General features: G+C 66.9%; 1 protein-coding gene. It reads left to right on the plus strand.

The genetic code is table 11. From position 1 onward, the window contains the following. Nucleotides 1–11,755: non-ribosomal peptide synthetase (locus NS6_RS33535; RefSeq protein ID WP_157113111.1), on the plus strand; the 11,755-nt coding region annotated here is incomplete at both ends.

Genomic DNA, 11,755 nt, shown 5'->3' on the forward strand with positions numbered 1-11,755 from the left:
GGCGCCGGGAGAGCGAATCGTCTCCGGGGTCCTGCTGGATACGCTCCGTGATGTCCTTCCGACCTACATGGTCCCGGCGGCCGTCGTCGAACTCGATGCGTTCCCGCTGAACACCTCCGGCAAGCTGGATCGTAAGGCTCTGCCGGAGCCGGTGTTCGAGACGCGTGAGTTCCGTGCGCCGTCGACCCCGATCGAGGAGATCGTGGCGGGGGTCTTCGCCGATGTCCTCGGAGTGCAGCGCGTCGGTGCCGATGACGATTTCTTCGCCCTCGGCGGTAACTCACTGATTGCGACCCAGGTCGCCGCCCGGGTCGGTCAGGCGTTGGATGCCCAGGTCCCGGTCCGGGTGTTGTTCGAGGCTTCCACGGTGGCCGCGGTGGCCGCGCGGATTCAGGAGCAGGCGGGCGCGGGAACGCGTAAGGCGCTCGTGGCGGGGCCGCGGCCGCAACGGTTGCCGCTGTCGTCGGCGCAGCAGCGGATGTGGTTCCTCAACCGTTTCGATCGAGCCTCGGCTGCCTACAATCTGCCGTTCGCCATCCGGCTCTCGGGTGCACTCGATGTGGACGCGCTGCGGGCGGCGCTCGCCGATCTGGTACTGCGGCACGAGGTGCTGCGGACCGTGTATCCGGAGACCGAATCCGGTCCGGTGCAGGTGGTGCTGCCGGTGGGGCAGGCGATACCGCAGCTCGAGGTGCGGTCGGTCGCCGGTTCGGAAGTCGTCGCGGCCGTGGCGGAGCTGGCATCGGCCGGTTTCGATGTGACGGCCGAGGTGCCGCTGCGGGTCGCGCTGTTCGATATCGACGGTGCCGCAGACGAGTTCGTCCTGGCCATGGTGGTGCACCATATCTCAGGTGACGGTTCCTCGGTGGGGCCGTTGATCCGGGATGTGATGATCGCGTATTCCGCGCGGACCACAGGGGAGACGCCGGGCTGGGCCCCGCTTCCGGTTCAGTACGCCGATTACGCGCTCTGGCAGCGTGAACTGCTCGGCGACGAGAACGATCCGGAATCGGTTGCGGCCGAACAGCTCGGGTACTGGCAGGCGGCGCTGGCCGGGATTCCGGACCAGCTGGACCTCCCGGCGGACCGGCCGCGTCCGGCGGCGCAGTCGTATCAGGGCGGCCGGGTCGAGGTATCGATCGATGCCGAGACCCATGCCGGTCTGCAACAGTTGGCGCAGCAGCGCGGCGCGACCCTGTTCATGGTGGTGCATACGGCGTTCGCGGTGCTGCTGTCGCGCTTGTCGGGTACGGACGACATCACGGTCGGCACCCCCGTGGCGGGTCGTGGTGAGCGGGCACTCGACGATCTGATCGGTATGTTCGTGAACACGCTGGTGTTCCGGACGCAGGTGGAACGCGGGGAGGCGTTCACCGATCTGCTGGCCCGCCAGCGCGAAGTGGATCTGCAGGCGTTCGCGCACGCGGATGTGCCGTTCGAGCGTCTGGTGGAGGTGCTCAACCCGGCGCGGTCGCAGGCGCGGCATCCGCTGTTCCAGGTGGGATTCACCTTCCAGAACATGGGGCAGTCGCGGTTGGAGCTGCCGGGCCTGGTGGTTTCCGGTGTCGAGGTCGATACCGAGGTTTCGCAGTTCGATCTGCATGTGCTGGTCGGGGACAGCTACGACGCCGCGGGCGATCCCGCGGGGGTGACCGGTTTCCTGACCTACGCCACCGACTTGTTCGATCACGCGACAGCACAGGGCTTCGTCGACCGGTTCACCCGCCTGCTGGCCGGGATCCTCGCTGATCCCTCGATCCCGGTCGGCGAGCTGGAGATTCTGGCGCCGGCCGAGCGGACCCGGGTGCTGGCGGAGTGGAACGCGACCGAGCACACGGTGCCGGAAACGCTGGCACTCGACGGGTTCGCGCGGGCGGTCGCCCGGTTCCCGGACCGCGTGGCCGTGATTTCCGATGGTGCCGAGATCACGTACGCGGAGCTGGATGCGCGGGTCAACCGGTTGGCCCGGCGTCTGATCGCGCAGGGTGTGGGCCCGGAATCGCTGGTCGGGCTGCTGGTCTCGCGGTCGCTGGATTTCGTGGTCGGTATGTATGCCGTCATCGCCGCGGGCGGCGGCTACGTGCCGCTGGATCCGGCCCATCCGAGTGAGCGGATCCGGCACATCCTGGACACCGCGGATCCGCAGTGCGTACTGACGACCGTCGCCGATCTCGGTGCGGTCGGCGCGGGGGCGGCCGCGAACGCCCCGGTGCTGACCCTGGACACACTCGACACCAGTGGTTACGACGCCTCCACTGTCACCGATGCCGACCGGAACGCGCCGCTGCGGACCGGGAACACGGCATACGTGATCTTCACGTCGGGTTCGACCGGCCGGCCGAAGGGTGTGGCGGTATCGCACGCGGCGATCGCCAATCAGATCGCCTGGATCGTCGGCGAATACGGGATTTCCAGCGACGATGTGGTGCTGTTCAAGACCCCCGCGACCTTCGACGTATCGCTGTGGGAGTTGTTCGCGCCGTTGACCGTCGGCGCCCGCATGGTGGTCGCCGAACCCGACGGCCACCGCGATCCGATCTACCTCGCCTCCGTGATCGCCGAACAGCGTGTCACCGCGACGTCGTTCGTGCCGTCGATGCTGTCGGTGTTCGCGGAGAGCGCCGCCGCGGATCCGAGCGCGCTGGGGTCGCTGCGGATGCTGTTCGTGGCGGGTGAGGCGTTCACCGGTGACGTGGTCGCGGCCGTGCGCCAGGTGTCCGAGGTGGCGCTGTACAACCTCTACGGCCCCACGGAATTCGCGGTGCACGCCACGCACGCCGCGGTCGCCGACCGTGTTTCCGGTGCGGTTCCCATCGGCGGTCCGGTGTGGAACGCGCAGGTGTACGTGCTGGACTCGCGGCTGCGGCCGGTTCCGGTGGGTGTCGCAGGTGAGTTGTATCTGGCGGGCGCGCAGGTGGCCCGCGGCTACGTCGGACGCCCGGATCTGAGTGCGGACCGGTTCGTTGCGGATCCGTTCGGTACCGGTGAGCGGATGTACCGCACCGGCGATGTCGTGCGCTGGACAGACGCCGGCGAGCTGGTCTATGTGGGACGTTCCGATTTCCAGGTGAAGGTGCGCGGTCAGCGTATCGAGCTCGGCGAGATCGAGGCGGCCCTCACCGAACACGCTGCGGTGGCGCGCGCAGTGGTCGTGGCGAAGTCCGACCCGAATATCGGGGACCGGCTCGTGGGCTATGTGGTCCCCGCCCGGGACGCGCTCCTCGACACCGACGAGTTGCGCACGCAGCTGTCCGAGCGGCTCCCGGCCTATATGGTTCCGGCCGCGTTCGTAGTGCTCGACGAGTTCCCGTTGAATGCGTCCGGGAAGCTGGATCGCAAGGCTCTGCCGGAGCCGGTGTTCGAGGCCCGGGAATTCCGGTCGGCCTCGACCCCGATCGAAGAGATCGTGGCCGGAATCTTCGCCGATGTGCTCGAGATCGATCGAGTCGGTGCGGATGACGATTTCTTCGAGCTGGGTGGTAACTCGCTGATCGCGACCCAGGTCGCGGCCCGGCTGGGTGCGGCGCTGGACACCACAGTGCCGGTGCGGGCGCTGTTCGAGGCATCAACTGTCGCCGGTTTGGCGGTGCGGGTCGAACAGCACGCCGGGACCGGCGGGCGGGCGGCGTTGGCGCCGCAGCCGCGGCCGACGCGGGTCACCGAGTCGGGTGAGGTCCAGGATGCGGTGCCGTTGTCGCTGGCGCAGCAGCGGATGTGGTTCCTGAACCGCTTCGACGAGAATTCGGCGGCGTATCACATTCCGCTCGCGATCCGGCTGTCCGGTGAACTGGATGTGGACGCCCTGCGGGCGGCCGTCGCGGATCTCGTGGCGCGGCACGAAGTGCTGCGCACGGTGTATCCGGAGACCGAATCCGGTCCGGTGCAGGTGGTCTTGCCGGTGGGACAGGCCGTCCCCGAGCTCGCGGTGCGGCCGGTGGCCGCCGACGATGTCGTTGCGGCCGTGGCGGAATTGGTGTCGGCCGGTTTCGATGTGACCGCCGAGGTGCCGTTGCGGGTGGCGCTGTTCCGTGTCGGGACCGTGGACGTCGCGGAAGCGGTCGCGACCAATGGGGCCGGCGGCGAAACCGCAGGCTCGCACGGCGAGTTCGTGCTGGCCCTGGTGATGCACCATATTTCCGGTGACGGTTCCTCGGTGGTGCCGATGACGCGTGATCTGATGACCGCGTATGCCGCGCGGATCGCAGGTGAGGCGCCGGGCTGGGCACCACTGCGGGTGCAGTACGCCGATTTCAGTATCTGGCAGCGGGAGTTGCTGGGCGACGAATCCGATCCGGGATCGCTGGCGGCGAAGCAGATCGGGTACTGGGAGTCGGCGCTGGCCGGGATTCCGGATCAGCTCGACCTGCCGGCCGACCGTCCCCGTCCGGCGGTGCAGTCCTACAGCGGCGGCCGGGTCGCGGTCGAGATCGATTCCGAGATCCATGCCGGTTTGCAGCGGCTGGCGCAACGCCAGGGCGCGACGCTGTTCATGGTCGCGCATACCGCGTTCGCCGTGCTGCTGTCGCGACTGTCCGGCGCCGACGACATCACTATCGGTACCCCGATCGCGGGTCGTGGTGAGCGGGCGCTGGACGACTTGGTCGGTATGTTCGTGAACACGCTGGTGTTCCGGACGCAGTTGGATCAGGGTGAGGCGTTCACGGATCTGCTGGCGCGTCAGCGTGAGGTGGATTTGCAGGCGTTCGCGTATGCGGATGTGCCGTTCGAGCGTTTGGTGGAGGTGCTGAACCCGGTTCGTTCGACGGCTCGGCATCCGTTGTTCCAGGTGGGTTTCTCGTTCCAGAACTTGGCGCAGTCGAGTCTGGAACTGCCCGGTTTGACGGTGTCGGGTGTCGATATCGATACCGAGATCTCCCAGTTCGATCTGCACCTGATCATCGGTGACCACTACGAGACCTCGGGTGCGCCCGCCGGTATCACCGGCGCCCTCACCTATGCCACCGCGCTGTTCGACCACGCGACCGCGCAGGGCTTCGTGGACCGCTTCGTGCGGTTGCTGCGTGAACTCGTGGCGGAGCCGTCGGTGGCCGTGGGCGACCTCGATCTGCTGGCCTCGGCGGAGCGGGCTGCGCTGACCGAACGTAATTCGACTGCCCGCGAGCTGGATTCGTCGCAGACCTTGGTATCACTGCTCGACGGTTCCGTCGCGGCGGGTGCGGATTCGGTGGCGTTGGTGGCTGCCGATGGATCGCAGGTGACCTATGCCGAGTTGGGGGCGCGGGTCAACGGTTTGGCTCGGTACCTGATCGGCCGGGGGGTCGGTCCCGAGGTTCGGGTTGCGTTGGCGTTGCGGCGGTCGGTGGATCTCGTGGTCGCGATGTATGCGGTGACGGTGGCCGGTGGCGTTTATGTGCCGGTCGATCCGGATCAGCCTGCCGAGCGCAGTGATTACATTCTTGAGACCGCGGCACCGGTATGTGTGCTGACGAATGCCGAGAGCGGATTCGAGACCGGCAGTGCGCCGGTGGTGCTGCTCGACGACCTGGATCTCGGTGGTTTCGATACCGCTGCGGTTGCGGACACCGAGCGCGTATCTCCGTTGCGTGCGTCGAATACGGCGTATGTGATCTTCACGTCGGGTTCGACGGGCCGCCCGAAGGGTGTGGCGGTGCCGCACGCGGGCATCGTGAACCAGTTGCGCTACGTCCGGGCCGAATTCGCGATGGACGCCTCGGACGCGATTCTGTTGAAGACCGCGGCCACGTTCGACCTGTCGGTATGGGAGTTCTGGACCACCGCGGCGTGTGGTGGCCGGATGGTCATCTCGTCCCCGGATGGTCATCGTGACCCTGCCTATCTCAATACCCTCATGCGCCGCGAAGGTGTGACCACGTTGACGGTGGTTCCGTCGATGCTGGATGCGCTGCTGGTTACCGACGAAGGCATGTCTGCGTCGTTGCGCCGGGTGCTGGCCATCGGTGAGGCGTTGCCCGCGGCTACCGCGCAGCGGGTGCTGGGCGACTATCCGGGTGTCGGGTTGTTCAACCTCTATGGTCCGACCGAGGCTGCGGTGTCGGTTACGACGCATCGGGTGACCGAGGCCGACCAGGTCGCGGTGCCGATCGGTGTGCCGCAGTGGAATTCCCGCGTTTACGTGCTGGACGGCCGGTTGCGTCCGGTTCCCGATGGTGTGTCGGGTGAGTTGTATTTGGCCGGTGTGCAGTTGGCGCACGGGTATTTCGGTCGCGTGGACTTGAGTGCGGAGCGGTTCGTGGCCGATCCGTTTGCTGCGGGCGAGCGGATGTACCGGACCGGTGACCTTGTTGCCTGGAGTCGTTCGGGTGGTCTGGAGTATCGGGGTCGTACCGATTTCCAGGTCAAGATTCGTGGTTTCCGGATCGAGTTGGGTGAGATCGAGGCGGCGTTGCTGGCGTTGCCGGAGGTCGCGCAGGCGGCTGTTGTCGCGAAGTCGGACCCGCGGACCGGCGATCGGCTGGTCGGTTACCTGGTTCCGTCCGGCGCCGGACCGGATTTCGCACGTATCCAGGACACGCTGGCGCAACGGTTGCCGTCCTATATGGTTCCCGCGGCGTTCGTCGAACTCGCGGCGCTGCCGTTGAACGTGAACGGCAAGCTGGACCGTAAGGCCCTGCCGGAGCCCGAGTTCGAGGCGCGGGAGTTCCGGGCGCCGTCGACTCCGATCGAAGAGATCGTGGCGAATACCTTCGCCGAGGTCTTGGGTGCCGCTCGTGTCGGCGCCGACGACGATTTCTTCGCCCTGGGCGGTAACTCGCTGGTCGCGACCCAAGTTGCGGCGCGGTTGAGCAAGGCCCTGGATACGACTGTCCCGGTCCGTGCGTTGTTCGAAGCCCCCACCGTTGCCGGTTTGGCGGTGCGGGTCGAGCAGCATGCCGGTTCGGGTGGCCGGGCGGCCCTGGTGCCGCAGTCGCGGCCGACCCGGGTCACCGAGTCGGGCGAAGTCCAGGATGCGGTGCCGTTGTCGCTGGCGCAGCAGCGGATGTGGTTCCTCAACCGCTTCGACAGCGATACGGCGGCCTACAACATTCCGCTCGCGATCCGGTTGTCCGGTGAACTCGATATCGAGGCCCTGCGGGCGGCGGTCGCGGATCTGGTGGCGCGGCACGAGGTGCTGCGCACGGTGTATCCGGATGCCGAGTCGGGTCCGGTGCAGGTCGTTCTGCCGGTGGGCCGGGCGGTACCTCAGCTCGAGGTGCGGTCGGTGACCGCCGATGAGGTCGTTTCGGCCGTTGCGGAATTGGCGTCGACCGGGTTCGACGTGACCGGCGAGGTCCCGCTGCGGGTCGCGCTGTTCCGGGTGGGCGAAACCGCGGATACCGGCCGTGGCTCCGGAGCGCCGGCCGGTGAATTCGTGCTGGCGATGGTGGTGCACCACATCTCCGGTGACGGTTCGTCGGTCGCCCCGCTGGCTCGGGACGTGATGACCGCGTATGCCGCGCGGATCGCAGGTGAGGCGCCGGGCTGGGCACCGTTGCCGGTGCAGTACGCCGATTTCAGTATCTGGCAGCGGGAGTTGCTGGGCGACGAATCCGATCCGGAATCGCTCGCGGCCGAGCAGATCGGGTACTGGGAGTCGGCGCTGGCCGGGATTCCGGATCAGCTGGATCTCCCGGCGGATCGCCCTCGTCCGGCGGTGCAGTCCTACAGCGGCGGCCGGGTCGCGGTCGAGATCGACGCCGAAACCCATGCCGGTTTGCAGCGGGTGGCGCAGCAGCAGAATGCCACCCTGTTCATGGTGGCGCATACCGCGTTCGCGGTCCTGTTGTCGCGACTGTCCGGCGCCGACGACATCACTATCGGTACCCCGATCGCGGGTCGTGGTGAGCGGGCGCTCGAGGACTTGGTCGGTATGTTCGTGAACACGCTGGTGTTCCGGACGCAGTTGGATCAGGGTGAGGCGTTCACGGATCTGCTGGCGCGTCAGCGTGAGGTGGATTTGCAGGCGTTCGCGTATGCGGATGTGCCGTTCGAGCGTTTGGTGGAGGTGCTGAACCCGGTTCGTTCGACGGCTCGGCATCCGTTGTTCCAGGTGGGTTTCTCGTTCCAGAACTTGGCGCAGTCGAGTCTGGAACTGCCCGGTTTGACGGTGTCGGGTGTCGATATCGATACCGAGATCTCCCAGTTCGATCTGCACCTGATCATCGGTGACGACTACGACAGCTCCGGTGCACCGACCGGAGTCAGCGGCCACCTCACCTACGCCACCGATCTGTTCGATCCCGCTACCGCGCAGGTATTCGTGGACCGCTTCGTGCGGTTGCTGGGTGAGATCATCGCGGCGCCGGAGTCGGTGGTCGGCGAGCTGGACATTCTGGATTCTGCGGAGCGGGCGGCGCTGGCGAAGCGAAATACAACTGCCCGGGAACTGGATTCCGACGACACCCTGGTATCGCTGCTGGATGCTACGGCGGCCGCCCATCGAGGTGCGGTGGCGTTGGTGGCTGCCGATGGATCGCAGGTGACCTATGCCGAGTTGGGGGCGCGGGTCAACGGTTTGGCTCGGTACCTGATCGGCCGGGGGGTCGGTCCCGAGGTTCGGGTTGCGTTGGCGTTGCGGCGGTCGGTGGATCTCGTGGTCGCGATGTATGCGGTGACGGTGGCGGGTGGTGCTTATGTGCCGCTGGATCCGGATCAGCCTGCCGAGCGCAGTGATTACATTCTGGAGGCCGCGGCACCGGTATGTGTGCTGACGAATGCCGAGAGCGGATTCGAGACCGGCAGTGCGCCGGTGGTGGACCTGAGCACTCTCGATCTCTCCGGCTATGCGGATACTCCGGTTACCGATGCGGATCGGGTGTCGCCGTTGCGGTCGTCGAATACCGCGTACGTGATCTTCACGTCGGGTTCGACGGGCCGCCCGAAGGGTGTGGCGGTGCCGCACGCGGGCATCGTGAACCAGTTGCGCTACGTCCGGGCCGAATTCGCGATGGACGCCTCGGACGCGATTCTGTTGAAGACCGCGGCCACGTTCGACCTGTCGGTATGGGAGTTCTGGACCGCCACGGTATGCGGTGGCCGGACGGTCATCGCCGCCCCGGACGGTCATCGCGATCCGTCCTATCTCAACGGGTTGATGGCCCGCGAGGGCGTGACCACGTTGACGGTGGTTCCGTCGATGCTGGATGCGCTGCTGGTTACCGACGAAGGCATGTCTGCGTCGTTGCGCCGGGTGCTGGCCATCGGTGAGGCGTTGCCGGCCGCGACCGCGCAGCGAGTGCTGGCCGACCATCCGGGTGTCGGGTTGTTCAACCTCTATGGTCCGACCGAGGCCGCGGTGTCGATTACGACGCACCGGGTCACGGCGGCCGACGATATTTCTGTGCCGATCGGTGCGCCGCAGTGGAATTCGCGGGTGCACGTACTCGATGGCCGGTTGCGTCCGGTTCCCGATGGTGTGTCGGGTGAGTTGTATTTGGCCGGTGTGCAGTTGGCGCACGGGTATTTCGGTCGCGTGGACTTGAGTGCGGAGCGGTTCGTGGCCGATCCGTTTGCTGCGGGCGAGCGGATGTATCGCACGGGTGACCTTGTTGCCTGGAGTCGTTCGGGTGGTCTGGAGTATCGGGGTCGTACCGATTTCCAGGTCAAGATTCGTGGTTTCCGGATCGAGTTGGGTGAGATCGAGGCGGCGTTGCTGGCGTTGCCGGAGGTCGCGCAGGCGGCTGTTGTCGCGAAGTCGGACCCGCGGACCGGCGATCGGCTGGTCGGTTACCTGGTTCCGTCCGGCGCCGGACCGGATTTCGCACGTATCCAGGACACGCTGGCGCAACGGTTGCCGTCCTATATGGTTCCCGCGGCGTTCGTCGAACTCGCGGCGCTGCCGTTGAACGTGAACGGCAAGCTGGACCGTAAGGCCCTGCCGGAGCCCGAGTTCGAGGCGCGGGAGTTCCGGGCGCCGTCCACGCCGATCGAAGAGATCGTGGCGAATACCTTCGCCGAGGTCCTCGGGATCGATCAGGTCGGCGCCGACGATGACTTCTTCGCCCTGGGCGGTAACTCGCTGGTCGCGACGCAGGTTGCGGCGCGGTTGAGCAAGGCGCTGGATACGACTGTTCCGGTGCGGGCGTTGTTCGAGGCGTTCACGGTGGCCGGTTTGGCTGTTCGGGTCGAGCAGCATGCTGGTTCGGGTGGCCGGGCGGCCCTGGTGCCGCAGTCGCGGCCGACCCGGGTCACCGAGTCCGGTGAGGTTCAGCATGTTGCGCCGTTGTCGCTGGCGCAGCAGCGGATGTGGTTCCTGAACCGTTTCGACGGTGCGTCTGCTGCCTACAACATTCCGATGGCGATCCGGTTGTCCGGTGAGCTGGATGTGGACGCCCTGCGGGCCGCGGTCGCGGATCTGGTGGCGCGGCACGAGGTGCTGCGCACGGTGTACCCGGATTCCGCATCCGGTCCCGTGCAGCTGGTGCTACCGGCGGCCCAGGCGGTTCCGGAGCTCACAGTGCGGTCGGTGGCCGGCGCGGATATCGGTGCGGCCGTGACGGAACTGGCTTCCACCGGCTTCGATGTGACCGCCGAGGTGCCACTGCGGGTGGCTCTGTTCCGTCTGGACGATCCGGTCGTCGCGACCGGTGCGCAGGACACCGTTGCCGCCGGCGAGTTCGTGCTCGCGCTGGTGGCGCACCATATCGCGGCAGACGGCTCGTCGGTCGGTCCGCTGGCGCGCGATGTGATGACCGCCTATGCCGCGCGGGCCGCGGCGGAGTCTCCGGCGTGGGCGCCGTTGCCGGTGCAGTACGCCGATTTCAGTATCTGGCAGCGCAACCTGCTCGGCGACGAATCCGATTCGGGATCGCTGGCGGCGCAGCAGCTCGGGTACTGGGAGTCGGCGCTGGCCGGGATCCCGGAGCAGCTCGACCTGCCGATGGATCGGCCGCGTCCGGCAGTACAGTCGTTCACCGGTGGCCGGGTGGCTATCGATATCGACGCCGAGATCCACAATGGTTTGCAGCGGTTGGCGCAGCAGCAGGGTGCGACCCTGTTCATGGTGACGCATACCGCGTTCGCGCTGCTGCTGTCACGGCTCTCGGGCACCGACGACATCACCATCGGTACCCCGGTGGCCGGCCGCGGCGAACAGGCGCTCGACGATCTGATCGGTATGTTCGTCAACACCTTGGTGTTCCGGACCCGGCTCGATCGGGGCGAAGCGTTCACCGAGCTGCTCGCGCGGCAGCGGCAGCTGGATATCGCGGCGTTCGCGAATGCGGACGTACCGTTCGAACGACTCGTCGAGGTACTGAACCCGGCCCGGTCGACCGCCCGGCACCCGCTGTTCCAGGTGGGATTCACCTTCCAGAACTTGGCTCAGTCGAGCCTGGAGTTGCCGGGGCTCACCGTTTCCGGTGTCGATATCGATACCGAGGTCTCCCAGTTCGACCTGAACCTCATCCTGAGCGACTCCTACGACACCGCGGGCGAACCCGGCGGGGTAGTCGGATACTTGACCTTCGCCACAGATCTGTTCGACCGCGCCACGGTGCAGGGTTTCGCCGACCGGTTCACCCGGTTGCTGCGCCGGATCGTGGCGGACCCCTCCGCTCCCGTGGGCGATCTGGAAATTCTGGCCTCGGCCGAGCGCGGCCGGGTGTTGTCGGAGTGGAATGCGACCGGGCATGCGTTGCCGGAGCGGTTGTTGCTGGATGGGTTCGAGCGGATGGCGGCCGCGCACCCGGATCGGGTGGCGGTGTCGTTCGAGGGGACGAGTCTGTCCTATGGCGAGTTTTCGTCTCGGGTGAATCGTTTGGCGCGGTATCTGGTT

Source organism: Nocardia speluncae NBRC 108251, from assembly GCF_001613245.1.
Lineage (GTDB): Bacteria > Actinomycetota > Actinomycetes > Mycobacteriales > Mycobacteriaceae > Nocardia > Nocardia speluncae.